At 68.5% G+C, this 18,002-nt stretch carries 17 protein-coding genes and 3 pseudogenes; 14 read left to right on the forward strand and 6 right to left on the reverse strand.

Annotated features, from left to right (window positions below; translation table 11 throughout):
• The first annotated feature begins 89 nt into the window (after positions 1-89).
• Positions 90-1,388, forward strand: coding sequence for a DUF6986 family protein (locus GA0115254_RS09135; protein ID WP_093894764.1), 1,299 nt, complete (start codon positions 90-92; stop codon positions 1,386-1,388).
• A 66-nt stretch (positions 1,389-1,454) separates the two neighbouring features.
• Here GA0115254_RS09135 and GA0115254_RS47430 read toward each other — a convergent pair.
• Positions 1,455-1,553 (reverse strand): annotated as a pseudogene (locus GA0115254_RS47430) (alpha/beta fold hydrolase); the annotation flags it as partial.
• Between the two features lie 21 nt (positions 1,554-1,574).
• The gene (locus GA0115254_RS09140) at positions 1,575-2,765 is read right to left on the reverse strand and encodes an MFS transporter (protein WP_093894765.1); all 1,191 of its coding nucleotides are present in this window, start codon (positions 2,763-2,765) and stop codon (positions 1,575-1,577) included.
• Between the two features lie 101 nt (positions 2,766-2,866).
• Between GA0115254_RS09140 and GA0115254_RS09145 the strand changes: the two genes are divergently transcribed.
• On the forward strand, positions 2,867-3,859 hold the full coding sequence (locus GA0115254_RS09145) for an ArsR/SmtB family transcription factor (RefSeq protein ID WP_093894766.1): 993 nt from the start codon (positions 2,867-2,869) through the stop codon (positions 3,857-3,859).
• A gap of 24 nt (positions 3,860-3,883) precedes the next feature.
• Here GA0115254_RS09145 and GA0115254_RS09150 read toward each other — a convergent pair whose 3' ends face one another.
• On the reverse strand, positions 3,884-4,912 hold the full coding sequence (locus GA0115254_RS09150; RefSeq protein ID WP_093894777.1) for a LacI family DNA-binding transcriptional regulator: 1,029 nt from the start codon (positions 4,910-4,912) through the stop codon (positions 3,884-3,886).
• A 179-nt stretch (positions 4,913-5,091) separates the two neighbouring features.
• On the opposite strand from GA0115254_RS09150, the gene GA0115254_RS09155 reads away from it, so the two are divergent.
• Entirely contained in the window at positions 5,092-6,042 is a 951-nt protein-coding gene (locus GA0115254_RS09155; RefSeq protein WP_093894767.1) for an ROK family protein, read from the forward strand.
• A gap of 102 nt (positions 6,043-6,144) precedes the next feature.
• On the opposite strand, the gene GA0115254_RS09160 is transcribed toward GA0115254_RS09155, so the two are convergent.
• Positions 6,145-8,169, reverse strand: a complete 2,025-nt coding sequence (locus tag GA0115254_RS09160) for an NPCBM/NEW2 domain-containing protein (protein ID WP_093894768.1) — start codon at positions 8,167-8,169, stop codon at positions 6,145-6,147.
• 265 nt (positions 8,170-8,434) lie between these two features.
• Between GA0115254_RS09160 and GA0115254_RS09165 the strand changes: the two genes are divergently transcribed.
• Genes GA0115254_RS09165 through GA0115254_RS09175 form a run of 3 tightly spaced genes read left to right on the forward strand, consistent with a single transcriptional unit; the run spans position 8,435 to position 11,596 of the window.
• Positions 8,435-9,724, forward strand: a complete 1,290-nt coding sequence (locus GA0115254_RS09165; RefSeq protein WP_093894769.1) for an ABC transporter substrate-binding protein — start codon at positions 8,435-8,437, stop codon at positions 9,722-9,724.
• 46 nt (positions 9,725-9,770) lie between these two features.
• Positions 9,771-10,685, forward strand: coding sequence for a carbohydrate ABC transporter permease (locus GA0115254_RS09170; protein WP_093894770.1), 915 nt, complete (start codon positions 9,771-9,773; stop codon positions 10,683-10,685).
• Positions 10,682-11,596: a carbohydrate ABC transporter permease gene (locus tag GA0115254_RS09175; RefSeq protein ID WP_256102468.1), complete on the forward strand. Its 915-nt coding sequence runs from the start codon at positions 10,682-10,684 to the stop codon at positions 11,594-11,596. Before GA0115254_RS09170 ends, GA0115254_RS09175 begins: the two co-directional genes overlap by 4 nt.
• A 22-nt stretch (positions 11,597-11,618) precedes the next feature.
• On the opposite strand, the gene GA0115254_RS09180 is transcribed toward GA0115254_RS09175, so the two are convergent.
• Entirely contained in the window at positions 11,619-12,416 is a 798-nt protein-coding gene (locus GA0115254_RS09180; protein ID WP_176740042.1) for a tyrosine-type recombinase/integrase, read from the reverse strand.
• 18 nt (positions 12,417-12,434) lie between these two features.
• On the opposite strand from GA0115254_RS09180, the gene GA0115254_RS44300 reads away from it, so the two are divergent.
• The 7 genes and pseudogenes from GA0115254_RS44300 (at position 12,435) to GA0115254_RS47205 (ending at position 16,404) form a co-directional block, all read left to right on the forward strand.
• A complete protein-coding gene (locus GA0115254_RS44300) occupies positions 12,435-12,677 on the forward strand; it encodes a hypothetical protein (protein ID WP_176740043.1) in 243 nt (80 codons plus the stop codon).
• The gene (locus GA0115254_RS09185; protein ID WP_093894772.1) at positions 12,674-13,423 is read left to right on the forward strand and encodes a zinc finger domain-containing protein; all 750 of its coding nucleotides are present in this window, start codon (positions 12,674-12,676) and stop codon (positions 13,421-13,423) included. The genes GA0115254_RS44300 and GA0115254_RS09185 overlap by 4 nt, the downstream gene beginning before the upstream one ends.
• Entirely contained in the window at positions 13,420-13,731 is a 312-nt protein-coding gene (locus GA0115254_RS09190; protein WP_093894773.1) for a hypothetical protein, read from the forward strand. The genes GA0115254_RS09185 and GA0115254_RS09190 overlap by 4 nt, the downstream gene beginning before the upstream one ends.
• 312 nt (positions 13,732-14,043) lie before the next feature.
• Complete coding sequence (locus GA0115254_RS09200; protein ID WP_093894774.1) at positions 14,044-14,334, forward strand: helix-turn-helix domain-containing protein; 291 nt, start codon at positions 14,044-14,046, stop codon at positions 14,332-14,334.
• 247 nt (positions 14,335-14,581) lie between these two features.
• On the forward strand, positions 14,582-14,860 hold the full coding sequence (locus tag GA0115254_RS09205; RefSeq protein WP_093894775.1) for a hypothetical protein: 279 nt from the start codon (positions 14,582-14,584) through the stop codon (positions 14,858-14,860).
• Between the two features lie 73 nt (positions 14,861-14,933).
• Positions 14,934-15,230, forward strand: a pseudogene (locus GA0115254_RS45785) (hypothetical protein); the annotation flags it as partial.
• An 87-nt stretch (positions 15,231-15,317) separates the two neighbouring features.
• Positions 15,318-16,404 (forward strand): annotated as a pseudogene (locus GA0115254_RS47205) (IS630 family transposase).
• A gap of 7 nt (positions 16,405-16,411) precedes the next feature.
• On the opposite strand, the gene GA0115254_RS43775 reads toward GA0115254_RS47205, so the two are convergent.
• Positions 16,412-17,074, reverse strand: a complete 663-nt coding sequence (locus GA0115254_RS43775; protein WP_141720791.1) for a hypothetical protein — start codon at positions 17,072-17,074, stop codon at positions 16,412-16,414.
• Between the two features lie 418 nt (positions 17,075-17,492).
• Here GA0115254_RS43775 and GA0115254_RS43780 point away from each other — a divergent pair, with 418 nt between their 5' ends.
• Positions 17,493-17,891 carry a hypothetical protein gene (locus GA0115254_RS43780; RefSeq protein WP_141720792.1) on the forward strand — a complete coding sequence of 133 codons (399 nt, stop codon included), beginning with the start codon at positions 17,493-17,495 and terminating at the stop codon, positions 17,889-17,891.
• Positions 17,892-18,002: the final 111 nt, after the last annotated feature.

Below are 18,002 nucleotides of genomic sequence, written 5' to 3' on the forward strand. Positions count from 1 at the left end.
ATTGACGCAGATCCGGCGGCCTTATAACTTCACTATACGGATTGTTGATTCCGGGAAGCGGAAACGGTGTGACTGTGGAGGGTGTGGAAATGGGTCAGCAGGAGAAGGTGGCGACGAGTCTCGCCGGTGCGGTCAGCGAGGAGATCAGCGCTTCCCTCACCGCGGTCGACGCCGAGCTGGCCCACCGCTACCCGGGCGACCCGGGGACGCGCCAGCCGGTCCACACGGTCTACGTCCCCGGCGACACGTTCACCTCCGGCACCATCCGCTCCTGGGGCGACCAGGCGCTGAAGGCCCTGGACGAGCACGCCCCCGACGCGGCCTCGTTCGCCGCCGTCCTCGGCATCCCCGACGAGCTCGCCGCACCTGTCCACGACCGGGTACGCGCCAAGCTGGAGCGCGAGCCCGTCGAAGACCTGCGCATCGACTTCGAGGACGGCTACGGCCCCCGCCCCGATGCCGAGGAGGACGAGGCCGCCGCCCGCGCCGCCCGGCTGGTCTCGGAGGCGTACGGGAACGGCACGGCGGCCCCGTACATGGGCATCCGGATGAAGTGCATGGAGGCCGCCGTACGCGACCGCGGCATCCGCACCACGGACATCTTCCTCACCGGCCTGATGCGGGCGGGCGGCCTCCCCGACGGGCTTGTCCTCACTCTCCCCAAGGTGACGTACCCCGAACAGGTCACCGCCTTCGTCCGGCTCCTCGAAGCGTTCGAGCAGGCGCACGGGCTGCCGTCGGGCCGCCTCGGCTTCGAGATCCAGATCGAGACCAGCCAGTCCATCCTCGCCGCTGACGGCACCGCCGCCGTGGCTCGCATGATCGACGCCGCGCAGGGCCGCGCCACCGGTCTGCACTACGGCACTTTCGACTACAGCGCCTGTGTCGGCGTCAGCCCCGCCTACCAGGCCGGCGACCACCCGGCCGCCGACCACGCCAAGGCCGTCATGCAGGTCGCCGCCGCAGGCACCGGCGTACGGGTCTCCGACGGCTCCACCAACGTCCTTCCTGTCGGCCCCACCCACCAGGTCCACGAGGCCTGGCGGCTGCACTACGGCCTCACCCGCCGTGCCCTGGCCCGCGCCTACTACCAGGGCTGGGACATGCACCCGGGCCATCTGCCGACCCGTTATGCAGCCGTCTACACCTTCTACCGCGAGGGTCTGGAGCAGGCCGCCGCCCGACTCGCCGCGTATGTGGCCAAGGCCGGCGGCGACGTCATGGACGAACCCGCCACCGCCAAGGCGCTCAGCGGGTACCTCCTGCGCGGCATCGACTGCGGCGCCCTGGACACCGGCGAGGTCGCCCGGCTGACGGGCCTGACGCGGGCAGACCTCGACGCCTTCGCCTCGCCGCGGCGTGGGGGACTCACGGTGACGGCGCCGTAGGGCGCGTGGTTCGGGCCCGGTCCGTCCCCCTGCAGGAAGGTGCGGGCTCCGGCCGTCCCGTCGGCTCCGCAGGAAAGTCTCGACGGTCCCGCTGAAGCGGAAGGGGTCGTCGAGCCACGGGAAGTGCCCGGCGCCCGGCTGGACGGCGAGTTCGGCCCTGGGGAACTACCCTGCGACGGTGGCCCCTCAGGCCGCCAGTTCGTGCTCCATCCGGCGTGTGATCCGGCCGGCGAGGGCGAGCGGCGCGAGGGAGCACAGGACACCACCGAGCAGCGCCGTCCACCAGAGGACGGCGGGACCGGCACTCGTGTAGAGGGTGACGCCCACGGTGAGGGCGGCGAACCGGGAGACCCCCCAGGTCCACTGGAACGCCCCTTGGTAGCGGCCGCGTGCGTGGGCCGGGGCGAGGTTGGAGACGATCGCGGAGGCGATTCCGGACACGCACGCCTCGCCGACGGACCAGACGACCACCGACAGCGTGTAGCCCACGACGCTGTCCGCGACACCCGTGAGCGCCACACCCCCGGCGATCAGTACGCTGCCCGCGGCGTGGACCGGAATCTGCGGCAGGCGGGCGAGCCGGGCTGTCGCGAACGGCTGCAGGACCACCACCAGCACCGCGTTGACCGCCGCCATCGCCCCGTAGACCGCGGGGGAGAGCGCACTGTCGTGGATGGCCAGTGGCAGCGCGACCTCGGTCAGCGAGTAGACGAAGAGCTGGACGCCGAACAGCGGGAGCAGCGCGAGCAGCAGCCGGTCCCGGAGGACGACGCCGTATCCGACGCCGTCGCGCGCCCCGGTCCGGTTCTTCGCCGCCCGGGTCTCGGTCACCCGGGTGGCGACGACGACGGCGTACGCCAGCATCGTCCCGGCGTCGACCGCGAAGAGCAGCCAGTAGCCGTGCGCGGCGAGGAAGCCACCGAGGACGCCTGCCGCCGCCGTACCGATGTTGACGCCCCAGCCGAACAGGGCGTACGCGCGCCGTCGGCGCTCCGCGTCCACGGAGTCGGCCATCAGCGCGTAGACGGCAGGGCTGATCATCGCTCCGGTCGCACTGAGCAGCAGTGCGGCGCCGGCCATGGTCAGTACACCCGGTGCCACGAAGAGCGCCCCCTGCGCCGCGGATGCGCCGAGGAGACCGATGAGCATCGTCGGCCGGCGGCCGATGCGATCGGCGAGCAGCCCGCCGATCGCCGGTCCGAGCAGGTTGCCCGCACCCAGGGCGCCGAGGACGTACGAGGTCTGGGTACCGGTGATGCCGCGTGCGGCCAGGAAGAACACCAGGAAAGGCGTGACGAGATAGCCGAGCCGGTTGATGATCGTGCCGGCGAAGAGGGTCCAGACCGTGGGCGGCAGACCGCGAAAGGTGGAGAACATGCGAGGAGCGTGCAGCCCGACCGCTGCGCCGGACCATTGATTAAGCTGAGACCGAATCCAACGAGCGGTCGGCTCGGGAACTTCCGGACAGGTGGGGCCACATGGAGTCGGAACTGAGCTTCTCCACCGCGGACTTGGCGCAGACCCGGTTCGCTGTCTCCCCGATGTGGGAGGTCGTTACCAGCTTCCGGCTGCTGCGGGCCGAGGCCGATCCGCCGCTGCACCGGCGATGGGCCGCGCAGGTGCGGCCCCGGCTGGTGGAGGCGGGGCTCGACCGGGGGTGGCTCGCTGAGCTGATTCCCGCAGGTGGCTACCTCGCGGACTTCCTCAATCCGACACCCCCTGCCCCGTTCCCGGAACTCGCCGGTGAGCTGGAGGCGATCCGGCAGACCCCTCCTGAGCGGGTACGGACCGATCTCGGCAGACTCGGCGTCGAGCGGGATCTCGGGCAGTCCACGCGGCTCAGGCTGCTGGGAGAGGCACCGGAAGCGGCGCTGGAGAAGGTCGCCGCGGAGATCGAGACCTACTGGGAGCTGGCGCTCGCACCCTACTGGGCCCGGATCCGTCGGCTGCTCGAAGCCGATGTCTTCCGCCGGGCACGGCAGGTGGCCGAGCTCGGTGCCGCACAGGTCCTCAACGAGTTGCACGAGTCGGTACGTTGGGACGAGAGCAGCCTGCGCCTGGTCCGCCGTCATTGCGCCCTGACCCGCGCCGACACGGGCGCGGGGCTGCTGCTGGTGCCCTCCGTGTTCGCCTGGCCGCGGGTGCTGACGCGCTCAGTGGCGCCGGACCCGCCACAACTCGCGTATCCGGCACGGGGTATCGGCACCCTCTGGGAGCCGCGGACCCCGGTCGCCGGTGAAGCGGTCGCCGCCGTCCTGGGCCGCTCCCGCACCCTGCTGCTCGCCGAGCTCGACACCCCGGCCTCGACCACCGTGCTCGCCCAGCGCTCGGGACTGTCCGCGGCCGGGGTCTCCCAGCACCTCACGGCCCTGCGGAACGCGGGCCTGGTCACCGCCCACCGGGCCGGCCGCTCGGTCCTCTACGCACGTACGTCCGTCGCCGACGCGCTGCTGACGCACGCCGGAGGCTGATCGCGCCCCCGTCGACGCCCCGGCTCAGGCGGGCGGCAGCTCGCCCGAGCCGCGCTGGATGAGAGTCGTGGGGAGCTCCACGCGGGCCGGGGCGTGGTCCGCGCCGTCCAGACGGCGGAAGAGGTGCTCGGCGGCGGTGCGGCCGACGGCGGCGGCGTCCTGGGAGATGACGGTGATGCCGAGCAGGTCGGCCAGTTCGATGTCGTCGAAGCCGACCAGGGCGACCCGGCGTTCCAGCTCCGCGAGGACACGTACCGCCGTCACCGTCACCCGGTTGTTGCCCGCGAACAGCGCGGTGACGGGCTCGGGGCCGGAGAGCATCCGCTCGGCGGCGGCCCGGACCCGGTCGGGGTCGGTCGAGCCGAGGGAGACCCACGAGTCCTCGACCGTTGTCCCGGCGTCCGCCATGGCCGCGTGGTAACCGCGCAGCCGCTCGGTGGCGGTGTGGATGCGCGGCTGGTCTCCGATGAAGCCGATCCGGCGGTGGCCGTGCGCGATCAGATGCGCGACGCCCTCGCGGGCGCCGCCGAAGCTGTCGGACAGGACCATGTCGGCGTCGATACGGCCTGCCGGGCGGTCCACGAAGACGGTGGCGATGCCGGCCTTTATCTCCGGCTCCAGATAGCGGTGGTCGTCGCCGGCCGGAATCACGATGAGCCCGTCCACCCGGCGCGCACACAGGGCGAGTACGAGCTCCTGCTCGCGCTCCGGGTCCTCGGCGCTCGACCCGTTGATGAGCAGGGCGCCGTGTGCCCGGGCGACCTCCTCCACCGCGCGGCTCAGAGGTCCGTAGAACGGGTCGGCGAGATCCTCCAGGACCAGTCCGATGGAAGCGGTGCGGCCCTTGCGCAGGACGCGTGCGCTGTCGTTGCGGCGGAAGCCGAGCGCCTCGATGGCCTCCTGGACCCGGCGTTCGGTGTCGGGCGTGACACCCGGTTCGCTGTTGACCACACGGGAGACCGTCTTGAGGCCCACTCCGGCGCGGGCGGCCACATCCTTCATGGTCGGCCGGTTGCCGTAACGGGTCTCGGATTGACGGGCGGTCTCGGCCACGGTGCGCTGTCCTGTCGTCGGGTGCGGGCGGTCCGGCGGGCCCGCGAGCGGTGCCGCGGAAGGGCCGGAGGCTGTGCCGTCGAGCATAGGCCCTGGACAACGTTGTCAGCTGAATGGAGACTGGGCAGACTGTTTACCGAAGCCGCAGGGCCGCGCCACCTACTCACGGAGCCACACCGATGCATACCGACCTCGTCGCCGCGCTGGACATCGGCGGCACCAAGATCGCCGCCGGGCTGGTGGACGGCAGCGGCGCGCTCCTCGTGCGGGCGCAGCGGCCGACGCCCGCCCGGGAGAGCGCCGAGAAGGTGATGGGGGCCGTGACGGAGGTCCTGGCCGAGTTGTCAGGATCGCCGCTGTGGGAGCGGGCGACGGCCGTCGGTATCGGCAGCGCGGGCCCGGTGGACGCCTCGGCCGGTACGGTCAGCCCGGTCAACGTCCCCGGCTGGCGCGACTTCCCGCTGGTGGAACGGGTCGGTAAGGCGGTCGGCGGACTGCCCGTCGAACTGGTTGGCGACGGCGTCGCGATGACGGCGGCCGAGCACTGGCTGGGTGCGGCCCGCGGCTACGACAATGCGCTGTGCATGGTCGTGTCGACCGGTGTGGGCGGCGGACTCGTCCTCGGCGGAAAACTGCACCCCGGCCCCACGGGCAACGCCGGGCACATCGGCCACGTCAGCGTCGACCTGGACGGTGACCTGTGCCCGTGTGGTTCGCGCGGCTGCGTCGAGCGCATCGCCAGCGGACCGAACATCGCTCGCCGGGCGCTGGAGGCCGGCTGGCGGCCCGGACCGGACGGAGATGCCTCGGCTGCCGCCGTGGCTGCCGCCGCGCGCGCCGGGGACCAGGTCGCCATCGCCTCGTTCGAGCGCGCCGCTCAGGCGCTGGCCGCCGGAATCGCCGCCACCGCCACGCTTGTCGAGATCGACATCGCGGTGATCGGCGGGGGAGTGGCCGGAGCGGGCGACATCCTCTTCGCTCCGCTGCGCCGCGCCCTGCGTCAGTACGCCACGCTCTCCTTCGTCCAGCAGCTCACGGTGGCCCCGGCGGTGATGGGCACCGACGCGGGGCTGGTGGGCGCGGCTGCCGCGGCGGTGCGGGTGAGCTCGGGCGGGGCGGTGGCCGTCTAGGAGGGTGTCCGGCGGGGCGAGAAGCGCCGGACGGGCAGGACCGGTGTCCTGGGGCCCGTCCGGCGGCCGAAGGCGCGACCTGGCCGCGGCCGCGCCCCCCTGTCAGCAGGTGATCCGCAGGTCCGCCCAGTCCGCGTGGTCGGAATCGACACCGTCCCCGCCGTCGGTGACCACCAGACGTACCACCTGCGCACCGCTCACATCCGCGGAGAGCGGCTGCGCGGGCATCGCATTGGTCAGTACTCCGGTCGATGCCACCTTCGTGCCGTCGGCCCAGACCTCGAAGGCGACCGTTCCCTTGGCGCCCTTCTCGTCGTCGACCCCTACCTGCGCCGTCACGGCGCTGCATGCCCCGCCGGTGTAGAACTCGACGGCGCTGTCGGCATGCACACCGAGGCCCTTGGCGAAGACCGCGCCGCCGATGGTGAGCGGATTCCCGTCACCCGCCTGGCTCTCGCCGTTGCTGGTGTCCTTCTCGACCGGGCCCCAGCCGTTGGCGGCGGAGAGCTGGGGCAGATCGCTGAGGTAGCCGGTGCCCGCAGGCGGCGCGACCACCACATGGGCCCGGAACGGGACCGTGGACCTCACCCGTGTCCCGGCCGGCGAGCGGTACCGGGCGGTGAGTGTCAGATCGTACGTACCGGTGGCCGTGCCCGCAGGGGCAGTCACCTGCCAGCGGGTGCTGAGGGCCCGGCCGGTCGGCAGAGCCGGTGATCCGGTCGGCGATGCCGCCTTCACCCGCCAGCCCGAGGGGCCGGTGAGCGCCGCGGAGACCTTCGTGGCGGGAGTCCGGCCGAGGTCGGTCACCGTCGTCGTCAGTGCGGCCGTGCGCCCGGCCTCGACCAACGGGCTTCCGTTCAGGCCGAGTTCCACGGCGGGCGGATGCGCGGCCCACTTGCGGTCGGCGGCGATGCGCAGCAATACGGTCCCGTGCGCCGGGACGGTCGCCGAGACGATGCCCGCCGTGTTGTACGTCGTGTGCTCCCAGAGGTCACGCATCGTGTACGCGGTGGCCTTCGGCAGCCCTGCCGCCTCGGCCGTCGTCGAGATGCGCTGTGCGCTGCCTGTCTCGTTGAAGAGGGCCACGACGCGGCTGCCGTCCTGCATCTCCTTGGTGACGACCCAGCGCCCGCCGGCGGAGGAGAGCACGGCGCCCTGCTTGCCCAGTGGGTCCTGATCGACCGCGATGACCTCGTGGTTGGAGAGGATCTCGAAGGTCTCCGGGCCCGCCTTGCGCAGATCGGAACCGATGAGCAGCGGCGCCGCCATCACGGACCACATGGAGAAGTGGGTGCGGTACTCCGTGTCCGTCATGCCGCCGTTGCCGACCTCCAGCATGTCGGGGTCGTTCCAGTGCCCCGGGCCCGCTGCTGCGGAGAGGGGCAGATTCTGCTTCATGATCGACAGCATGCTGCCCCAGCTGTCGTTGATGTCGCCGGTCGTGCGCCAGAGGTTGCCGATCTCGCCTGCCCATTCCCATGGCTTGTTCTCGCCCCATTCGCAGATGCTGTAGACGATGGGGCGGCCGGTCGCCGCCAGCGCGTCCCGCATCGTCGTATAGCGCTGTTTCGCGTCGACACCCTGGTTGTTGCAGTTGTCGTACTTGAGGTAGTCGATGCCCCAGTCCGCGAACTGCTGCGCATCGCTGTACTCATGACCGAGCGCGCCCGGAAGTCCCACGCTGTCGCAGGTCTTGGTGCCGGCGCTGGTGTAGATGCCGATTTTCAGGCCCTTGGAGTGGACATAGTCCGCGACGGATCTGATGCCGTTCGGGAAGCGCTGCGGATCGGCCTCCAGCTTTCCGTCCGCATTGCGCTGCGGCTTTGCCCAGCAGTCGTCGAGATTGACGTACTGATAGCCCGCGTCCTTGAGGCCTTTCTCGACAAAGATGTCGGCGATGCCCTTGACCATCGCCTCGTTGAACTCGGCGCGACAGTGGGTCGAGTTCCAATTGTTGAACCCCATCGGAGGGGTGAGCGCGAGGCCGTTGCCGGCCTGCGGAGCGGGCGCGGGCGAGTCCGCGACGGCGGGAACGGTTGCCCCCGCGGTGCAGAGCAGCCCGGCCAGCAGCGCTCCGATGACTCCACGGTGGCTGGTTCGGGTTGTACGGGTTGGAAGATGACGCATCGTTACGTTCCTCCATACTCGTGCCGGATCGGTCACAGCATGTGCACGCCAAGGCGTGCGATTACGTTAAAGCGTGTTGAAGTCTGTTGGAAGGGGAGTGGCATCGGTTGTTCGGCATCTCGTCAAAACCCTTGACTGCGCCATCGCTTGGGAGTGAGATCCAATCGCACGTTCGGTTGTGTTGGGTTGCATCCCAAAGGAGTTGGGCATGACGCAGTCTGATTACGACAGGTCAGGTGTGCCGGGCAGCGTCGCAGGACATCGGATGTCCCGGCGGAGTCTGCTGCGTGGTGCGGCAGTCGGTGCGGGAGCCGTGACACTCCCCTCCTTGCTCACCGCCTGCGGGAGCGGCCCCGGCGGTGACGGCAAGACGATCACCATGGGCTCGAATTCGTCCGACCCCATTCCGAAGAAGGCCTTCGCCGACGCATTCGCGGCGTACGAGGCGCAGTCGGGCGGGCGGAAGGTGAAGGTCAACACCGTAGACCACAACACCTTTCAGGAGAACATCAACCGGTACCTGCAGGGCAAGCCGGACGATGTCTTCATGTGGTTCGCGGGCTACCGGATGCAGTTCTTCGCCCAGAAAGGCCTGTTGCACGACATCAGTGACAACTGGCAGGACTACAAAGGCTTCTCGGCCGCGTTGAAAGCCCAGTCCACCGGCGCGGACGGCAAGCAGTACCTCACGCCGTACTACTACTATCCGTGGGCCGTCTTCCACCGCAGGAGCCTGTTCGACGAGCGCGGCTATCAGGCACCGAAGACACTCGACGAGTACGTGGCGCTCGCCAAGCAGATGCAGAAGGACAAGCTGGACCCCATCGCCTTCTGCGACAAGGACGGCTGGCCCGCCATGGGCACCTTCGACTACATCAACATGCGCACCAACGGCTATGAGTTCCACAAGAGCCTGATGGCGGGTGAAGTCGCCTGGACCGACAAGCGGGTCAAGGAAGTCTTCGACACCTGGCGCCGGCTCCTCCCGTACTGCCAGCAGGGCGCCAATGGCCGTACCTGGCAGGAGGCTGCCACCAGCCTCCAGAAGAAGGAGTCCGGCATGGCCGTGTTCGGCCTGCCTCACCCGGGCGCACAGTTCCCCAAGAGCGAACAGGGCGACATCGACTTCTTCCCCTTCCCCGTCATCAATCCGGAGCACGGGCAGGACGCGGTCGAGGCGCCCATCGACGGGTTCCTGCTGGCGAAGAAGTCGAAGAACCTCAAGAACAAGAAGACCCTGGAGAGCGCCAAGGACCTGCTCAAGTGGCTGGCCACCGGCAAGGCCGAGGACATCTATCTCAAGAGCGACCCGAACAACATCGCGGTCAGCGACCAGGCGGACATCTCCACGTACTCGCCGCTCCAGAAGAAGGCCGTGGAACTGGTCTCCGGGGCGAAGCAGATCTCCCAGTTCCTGGACCGCGACACCCGGCCGGACTTCTCCTCCACGGTCATGATCCCGGCGATCCAGAAATTCATCAGCAACCCGAACGACGTGGACGGCCTGGTCAACGACATCGAACGGCAGAAGAAGACCATCTTCGCCGCCGACTGACCCCGGACGACCCCGATGGAATCCGACTGAACCTGGAGTACCGACCGTGTCGTTCATCTCGGCGCGGCGCACCGGACGGCGGGTCTCGCGGCGGTTCACCGGCCGCGACCTCGCCGTACTCGGTGTGCTGCTCGGCATACCCGTCCTGCTCGACATCGCCATCGTGTGGGGACCGACCCTCGCCTCCGTCGTGCTCTCCTTCACCAGCTGGGACGGCATCGGCGACATCAAGTGGGTCGGTACGCAGAACTACGAGAATCTCTTCACCAACTACCCGCAGTTCTGGCCCGCCGCCCGGCACAATCTGCTCTGGCTCGCCTTCCTGGGCCTGGTCGCCGCACCGTTCGGGCTGCTGCTCGCCGTACTCATCGACAGGGGCGTGCGCTTCAGCCGCTTCTACCAGTCGACGCTGTACATGCCCGTCGTGCTGTCGCTCGCCGTGGTCGGTTTCATCGCCCAGCTGATCTTCTCCCGTGACCAGGGAGCCCTCAACGCGGTCATCGGGGACACGAAGGCGCCGACCGACTGGCTCGGCGATCCGAACCTCAACATCTGGATGGTCCTGCTGGCCGCGGCCTGGCGGCACACCGGCTACGTGATGATTCTCTACCTCGCCGGGCTCAAGGCCGTCGACCCCTCGCTGAAGGAGGCCGCGGCGATCGACGGTGCGGGCGAGGCCCAGACCTTCTTCCGCATCGTCTTCCCCACGCTGCGGCCGGTCAATGTCATCGTCGGCGTCATCACCGTCATCGAGTCCCTGCGCGCCTTCGACATCGTGTACGCCGTCAACCACGGCCGCAACGGACTCGAACTCCTCTCGGTACTCGTCACCGACAACATCATCGGTGAGGCCAGCCGCATCGGATTCGGCTCCGCCATCGCTGTTGTCCTGCTGGCCGTCTCCCTGGGGTTCGTCGTGACGTACCTGGTCCAGGAGCTCCGAGGGGAGAAGAACCGTTGACCGTCCGCATCGCCCCCGCCCGCCCCGCCGCTCCACCGGCCCCCGCCGTCCGGCGCCGGCTCCGCCCCGGCAGGATCGGTCTCCACGCCTTCCTGATGGCGGTCTCCCTCGCCTTCCTCGCCCCGCTACTGCTCGCGGTGTACGCCTCGCTGCGGCCGTACGACGAGACCTCGGCGCACGGGTACTTCTCGCTGCCGCGCCACCTCTCCCTGGACTACTACCGTCAGGCGTTCTCCGACTCCGGCATGACGAAGTACTTCGTCAACACGCTGATCATCGCGGTCCCGGGGGTACTCGTCACCCTCTTCCTCGCCTCCTTCGTGGCCTTCGCGCTGGCCCGGCTGAAGATGCGCGGCGGGCTCGTCCTGCTCATGCTTTTCACCGCCGGGAACCTGTTGCCGCAGCAGGTGATCGTCACGCCCCTGTACGTCGTCTTCAACCGCATCCCACTGCCCTACTGGATGTCCGACTCGATGACGATGTTCGACTCGTACTGGGCCGTCATCACCGTGCAGATCGGCTTCCAGCTGGGCTTCTGCGTCTTCGTCCTGGCCAACTTCATGCGCACCCTGCCGCAGGAGATCCTGGAGGCCGCGATCGTCGACGGCGCGGGCGTCTGGACCCGGTACTGGCGGATCACCCTGCCCCTGTGCCGCCCGGCCCTGGCCGCGCTCGGCACGCTCCAGTTCACCTGGATGTACAACGATTTCCTGTGGGCACTGGTCTTCATCTCCGATGGCGACAAGCTCCCCATCACCTCGGCGCTGAACAATCTCAGGGGCCAGTTCTTCACCGACTACAACCTGCTCGCCGCAGGCTCGGTGATCGTCGCTCTGCCGACCCTCGTGGTCTTCCTGCTGCTCCAGCGCCACTTCATCGCGGGGCTCACCCTGGGCTCCAGCAAGGGGTAGTGCCTGAGCTGCGGAAACGCCATCAAGAGATCACCTCGGCAAAGAGTGAAACCTGCTGCGGAGACTCACCCAGAACGCCATGCGGGGGAACCGCTACCGCCTCCCGAGGGGCGTTCTCTACTGCTGATTGCACCCCCTGGGGAGAATCTGGGGAGATCTTTTCGGAATCGGGACCTGCGAACCAGGCATCCTTGGCGCGACGGCCACGACCGTCCGCCTCGGGCATGAAGTGCGCGTACACCCGGAGAGTGATCGAAGGATCAGCGTGGCCGAGCCACTTCGAGACAGACACGACCGACTCCCGCGCGTCCAGCTGCACCGAGGCGTAGGTGTGCCGCAGCGCGTGGTAGCCGAACTCCCGGGTGTCGCCGTAGGCAAGGTTCGCGTTGGAGCCTTTGGCGCGCTTTGGCTGCGCGGGGATGACGCCGGCCGCGGCGAGCGCCTTCTTCCAGTAGTGCTGGTTCCAGGACCATGCCCGGATTGCCCCGCCCTCCAAGTTGGTCACGAGCAGGCGGTGAGTGCGAGGCCTGCGCTCCTCTTCCTCCTTCTTCGTCTCCGGTGGCTTCGAGTCCCTCCATGCCAGAGTGACTTCCTGCGGAGGGAACGCCGCCCTGTACGCACGGATCTGCGCGGCCAGGTAGGCGGGTAGCGGGACCGTGCGCTCCTTTCCACCCTTCGGCGGGGCGAACACCAGCTTCCCGGCCACCCGCTTCACCTGGCGCCGGATATGGATGACCCCGGCCGTCTCGTCGATGTCCTGATCCGCGTCAATGCCGAACGCCTCGCCCTGTCGGCAGCCGGCGCCCACTCCGATGTCCACAAGGATCTGGTACCGCGGGTGCAACGCGGCCTCAACTGCAATCACCCTGTCCCGAGCCCAGGCGCGCGCCTTCTGAGGGGGGAATGGCATGAGGCATGGCAGAAGTGGATCCGCGACTCCGCGAACTACGCCTCCAAGCGCCGCGCCCCCGGAGGCAACGTCATCCAGCTGCCGCCCGGCGAGACCCTCTCCGGCACCGACGCAACCGTCGCCGGCTGGGCCGCCCCGGCCGCCGAACTTGACACGGAGGACTCCGCATGAACCAGAAAGAAGCCGCCGAACTGCTCGGCCACTGCGCCGCCTTCGACAACCGTAAGCCGTCCGCCGCTGCCGCCACCGCCTGGGCCGCCGCCCTCCACGACATCCCCCTCGACAACGACGCCAAGGCCGCGGTCGCCGCCTTCTACAGCACCCCGCCGAAGGACCCGGACACGAAGCTGTGGATCCAGCCCCACAACGTCACGACGCTCCGCACCAAGATCCGTAACCAGCGGCTGGAGAACTTCCAGTACGAACCGCAGCCGAACGAGACCGTCGGCGAGTACCTGGCCCGGTACCGCGGTCAGGTGGCGGCGATCGCCTCCGGACGCTTCGCCGCCCCCACCGGGCGTCCGGCGCTCGAAGGCGGCCCGCACCCGCGGTTCGTCGCAGAGCTGGAGTCCCGCGGCTACGAGGTCGGCCGTGACGTCCCGGACACCGACGAGGAGTCCCTGGCGGACAGCGTGTGCCGGGCCGGGCCGCTCGGGATTGAGTGCCCTATGTGCCGGGCCGAGATCGGCTTTCCGTGCAACAGCGGTAAGGCCACCGCCAAGTACCCGCTCGGTAAGCCGCTCCCGAGGTCGCACTCGGTCCGGGTGCGCGCCGTGTCCGGTGAACCGCAGCTCACGGCCGAGCAGCGGGCCGCCGAGGAGGAGCGGGTACGCGAAGCATCCCGTCGCGCCCTCGAACGCCTCGCAGCCGAGGAGAACATCCCGGACGCCGAGATCGTCGACGAGGACGCAGCATGACGGACTTCGACCAGGACGACATCGCGGCGATGCGCCGGGAAAACCCCGACGACCTGAAGCGGTTCATGCGCGACCAGCTCCGCGCCGGGAACGCCCGCCGCACGACCCCGCCCGTGGTGAAGCCCCCGCCGCCACCGGGTCACCGGCCCGGGGCATGGCCGACCGGCAGCAGACCGCCCGACCCGCTGAAACCCCGGCCGCCCGGCGCTTGGGCCGAAGCCCTCGACCGGTACCGGGCCGGAATTGGCTCGAAGAACGACCCCTGCGACTGCGGGGGCTGCCAACCCGCCACCGAGGAGGGCCAATGAAGACCACCCGCTACGGCGCCGCCGCCCCGATGCCCGAGTCGCTGCGCCACTTCATGCGGGCCGGCCACCACCCGGCCCGCGCCCTGCCGTGCCCGTGGTGCCAGGCCCGCCCGCACCAGCCGTGCACCGTCCCGTCGTCCGGACGCCAGCCCAACCAGGTCCATCAGCAGCGCATGGCCGAGTGGGCGCGAATCACCGCCTGTTGCCCCACCTGCCAGGTCACCCCGACCATCCCGTGCCACACCGACGGGCGCGAGCTCGCCGACGGGGCCGTTCACGCCCGCCGCTACCTGGAAGCGAGGAGACCGCCGCATGAAGGTCCGGGCCGACATTGCCACCCTCATCCGCGACGGTCACACCGACGAGTCCATCGCTCACCGCCTCGGCTGCAACCGCGCCACCGTGGCCCGTGCCCGACAGGCGCTGCGTCTTCCGCCCGCGGACCAGTTGGGGCGTCTGTACGCCGAAGCGCTCCCGACCGGGCGGGTGTTGAGCGACAAGCCGACCCGGGCGCAGACCTCGCCCGCGCAGGCTGCGGTGAACCGGCAGGCGCTCCTGGCCGCGCTCCGGGAGCCGCGGAAGCCGATGGTTGAGGCGGCGTGACCGCCCGCACGTTGGATGCCGACTCGGCTGGCAGGGCGTCAACTACCTCGCGGTGCGGCTCCTGTGGCCGCCTGCTCGCTTCTGAGATGTCGAAGGTCCGGGTGGGATGGGCCCGGCGTGTTTCCGGGCCGCACGCGGGCGTATAGCGGCGCGAGCGTCACCCCGGGCGGACAGCCACACCCGAGCCGATACCTGGCCAGACCGAAATTTCGCTCAACCCCATGCAGCCGACCCTTTGGAGCCTGTAATGACCACCTACCGCATCGAGTTCGGCAAGGTCGGCGACATCTACCCTGTGTCGCCCCTGACTCTCCCGCTCGACGAGATCAACGCGTTCTGCCGCCAGGTTGCCGAGCACGCCATCCCGTACCTGCGGCCCGTGCTGACCGAGATGGGTCGGCCCGAGCTCGCCGACTGCCTGTTTCACATGAATGAGGACCGGTCCATGGGCCAGTTCCTGTGGCTGGACCTGGCGGCCGGGAAGGGCGCCCAGTTCTGCCCCGCCCGTCTCAGCGCCACCCCGTGACCAACAGCAAGGCCGCCCCTGCTCGTAACAGGGGCGGCCCGTGCCCAGTCCATCACACCCACCGGAGGAACCCATGTCGTACCCCCAGTTGCTCACCCCGGAAGAGAAGCTCGCCGACGCCAAGGCCGGGCTCGAGATCCCGACGATCGTCGTGATCTGCGGATCCACCCGGTTCATGGACGCCATGGTCGACGCCGACCGTGAACTCACCGCGGTCGGCTACATCGTCGTGAAGCCCGGCTGCAACATGAAGCAGCCGCACGAACTGTGGGCCACCCCTGAGCTGGCCGAGCCGCTCAAGGTCCAGCTCGACAACCTGCACCGGGCGAAGATCCGCCTCGCCGACGAGGTTCTTGTGGTCAGTGACTACTGCCGCATCAGACAACCTTTGCCCTGTTGTGATGTGACGGGCCATCCGGGTGCTGTGGCGACGGCGCGTGGGCGTCATTCTGTTCGGGTGGCAGAACGAGTGCGTGTCCGAGAGATCGATGACGATGAGGGGCGGCGGCTTCTGCGGATCATCCGCAGGGGGACCGGGTCGGTGGTGACCTGGCGGCGGGCCCAGATGGTACTGCTGTCCGCGCAGGGCATGCTTGTGGCGAAGATCGCCGAGGTGACGTTCACCAGTGCGGGCCGGGTCCGGGATGTGATCCACAACTTCAACGCCGACGGCTTCGACTCTTTGTATCCGAAGTACTCCGGTGGCCGGCCGAAGACGTTCACGCTGCCCGAGCGCCGCGAGATCAAGAAGATCGCGAAGTCCAGGCCCACCGAGCACGACCTGCCGTTCTCGACCTGGAGCCTGTCCAAGCTGGCAGACTTCCTGGTTGCCGAGGGGGTGGTCGACGACATCAGCCACGAGGGCCTGCGCATCCTGCTCCGCGAGGAAGGCGTCTCCTTTCAACGCCTGAAGACCTGGAAGACCTCCCGGGACCCCGACTACGCGGCCAAGAAGGCGCGCGTCGAGCACCTCTACGCGATCGCAGACGGCGAAGTCGTACCCGAGAAAGACGAACCCGAAGTCATCTTTTGCGTGGACGAGTTCGGGCCGCTCAACCTGATGCCCCATCCGGGCCGGCAGTGGGCCGAGCATGGTGGCAGGCACAGGAAATGGCGGGGTACGGCACCTGTTCGCCGCCCTGGACCTGTCCAAGGACAAGCTCTACGGCCACATCAAACCGGTCAAGCGGCGCACCCAGTTCCTGGAGTTCTGCCGCTACCTGCGCAGCCTCTACCCGGCCGACATCAGGCTCGCGATCGTGGCCGACAACTTCTCCCCGCACCTGACCACGAAGAGGTGCCAGCGGGTCGGCACCTGGGCCGACGCGAACAACGTCGAGATCGCCTACACACCAACCAACAGCTCCTGGCTCAACCGCATCGAGGCCCAGTTCACGGCCCTGCGCTACTTCACCCTCGACGGCACGGACCACGCCGACCACAAAGCGCTGGGCAGCATGATCCGCCGCTACATCATCTGGCGAAACCGCCATGCCGACGACCAACACCTACAAGCGCTCGTCGACAGGGCAAACGTTGCCTGATCCGGCACTAGCTTCGGATCATTTGCAGCTTGCCGAGCTCAGCTGAGGGCGCGTCTGGACCGTTCCAGCCAACCCAGCGGGTTCCACTGATGTCGGCGACGAGCGCGGAGTGAACGCTCCAGAAGCTGTGGCTGGGTTCTTCGAAGACGTACCAGCCGTCCAGCCAGAGCGGGATTGACTGGTCGGGCAGGGCCGCCAGCTCGCTAGTGGTGGCGAGGTTGCGGCATCCGAAGACCGTTTCCTGGAGCACGAAGCTCGTAAGGAACTGTTCGAGAGATGGTGTCAGCGGGGTGTACTCGTCTTCCGAGTCGTCGTCCCACATCCAGTGGGCGTTGCTCAGCACGACGGGTGCCGCTGGACTGGCGGCTGTAACACGACATGTCCAGCTGTCCTGGTTCTCGCTGAGGAACTCGACCGTTCCATCGTGAAGGCTCAGGTCCTCGGCGCGTACGAGCACATCTTGTTGTTGGAAGATCCCGGGCGAGTCCGGCAAGTGCTCCTCCGGATTCGGACCGGGCCAGCGTCCGGCGTGACGATACAGGCGTTGGAGCGGCGCTGGGAGGAACTCGGGTAGTTCCGTCTCGGCCAGGCCATAGCCCGGTTGACGTGGGCCGTGCCACCCAGTGATGAAGTCCTCAAGCCATTCAACCGAACCATCCGATGCTCGCATGTCACCACAATAGAAGAACCGAATGGGGCGTGAGACACGTGAACGGGGCGACGATGGTCGCGCGAGTGCAGGGAGTCTCACAGCCAGGTGATGATCGCTGCAGCAGGGCCTGTTGGCTTGTCCCACTCGGCATCCTGTCTCGTGATCTCGACCCCCTGGGCCCTGCCGCCGGACCTCTGACGGCTCAGCACCGCCACGTGCCTCGTGCCCCACCAGGGGCAAGGCAGGACAGTGGCGGGGGCGACCTGCGCTGCTTGGACTTGCTCAACGATCAGACCTTTCGCTCCGGAGAGATCACACCGCCCGAGAACCGCCTGAAGTGCCTGTTTTCGATCCACGGCCGTCAAGGAAGGTGCTGGGCCAGGCTTGCACGAATGGAATTGACCTTGTGCTAGTTGCGCTGGGGCAAGATATGTCGATGGAAACAGGTGAGCGGCTGCGCCGAACCCGGTCCTACTACTGGGGCTGTATCTACGCCAGCGACGAAGAGGAGGGAGACTTTGGTGATTTGGACGGTCCGGGCCCGATATGGACCTCGCATTGCTGGGTGACCATTCAGGTCCGGCACGCGCGTCTGGTTGCCAAGGAGGAAGCGGACGTTGCCCTGACGATAGAAGTCCGTCAGACAGCCGCAGCAGACTTCGCCTATCAGGCAACGATCGACCTCCCGTCCGGGGTGCTGTCCGTCGGAGACGCCGACAGTGACGAAGCACTCCGACTCGCACCAGGCACATGGCTCATGCAAGTAGATCTTGACTCGCCGGACGACGCCACCAATGTACGGATCGTCCTGTCTCCGGCACGCCCATCGAACTGAGGCGCCCCGAAGTTCTCGGACAGTGGTCCCCATAGGATCGAATGGAACGGCGGAGAGAGCGCGGGGCCGCCTGTGGACAGAGGTGAACGTCTAGTAGGGCTTTGTTACGTG

Origin of the sequence: Streptomyces sp. Ncost-T10-10d (assembly GCF_900091955.1) — a bacterium.
Taxonomy (GTDB): Bacteria; Actinomycetota; Actinomycetes; order Streptomycetales; family Streptomycetaceae; genus Streptomyces.

What these genes read in the sequence shown, in the direction of transcription:
- GA0115254_RS09140 (WP_093894765.1), bottom strand. Translation starts at nt 2,765, where the DNA reads ATGTTCTCCACCTTTCGCGGTCTGCCGCCCACGGTCTGGACCCTCTTC.
- GA0115254_RS43775 (WP_141720791.1), bottom strand. Translation starts at nt 17,074, where the DNA reads ATGCGAGCATCGGATGGTTCGGTTGAATGGCTTGAGGACTTCATCACT.
- GA0115254_RS09155 (WP_093894767.1), top strand. Translation starts at nt 5,092, where the DNA reads ATGCATACCGACCTCGTCGCCGCGCTGGACATCGGCGGCACCAAGATC.
- GA0115254_RS09145 (WP_093894766.1), top strand. Translation starts at nt 2,867, where the DNA reads ATGGAGTCGGAACTGAGCTTCTCCACCGCGGACTTGGCGCAGACCCGG.
- GA0115254_RS09165 (WP_093894769.1), top strand. Translation starts at nt 8,435, where the DNA reads ATGTCCCGGCGGAGTCTGCTGCGTGGTGCGGCAGTCGGTGCGGGAGCC.
- GA0115254_RS09185 (WP_093894772.1), top strand. Translation starts at nt 12,674, where the DNA reads ATGAACCAGAAAGAAGCCGCCGAACTGCTCGGCCACTGCGCCGCCTTC.
- GA0115254_RS09135 (WP_093894764.1), top strand. Translation starts at nt 90, where the DNA reads ATGGGTCAGCAGGAGAAGGTGGCGACGAGTCTCGCCGGTGCGGTCAGC.
- GA0115254_RS09160 (WP_093894768.1), bottom strand. Translation starts at nt 8,169, where the DNA reads ATGCGTCATCTTCCAACCCGTACAACCCGAACCAGCCACCGTGGAGTC.
- GA0115254_RS43780 (WP_141720792.1), top strand. Translation starts at nt 17,493, where the DNA reads ATGGAAACAGGTGAGCGGCTGCGCCGAACCCGGTCCTACTACTGGGGC.
- GA0115254_RS09190 (WP_093894773.1), top strand. Translation starts at nt 13,420, where the DNA reads ATGACGGACTTCGACCAGGACGACATCGCGGCGATGCGCCGGGAAAAC.
- GA0115254_RS09205 (WP_093894775.1), top strand. Translation starts at nt 14,582, where the DNA reads ATGACCACCTACCGCATCGAGTTCGGCAAGGTCGGCGACATCTACCCT.
- GA0115254_RS09200 (WP_093894774.1), top strand. Translation starts at nt 14,044, where the DNA reads ATGAAGGTCCGGGCCGACATTGCCACCCTCATCCGCGACGGTCACACC.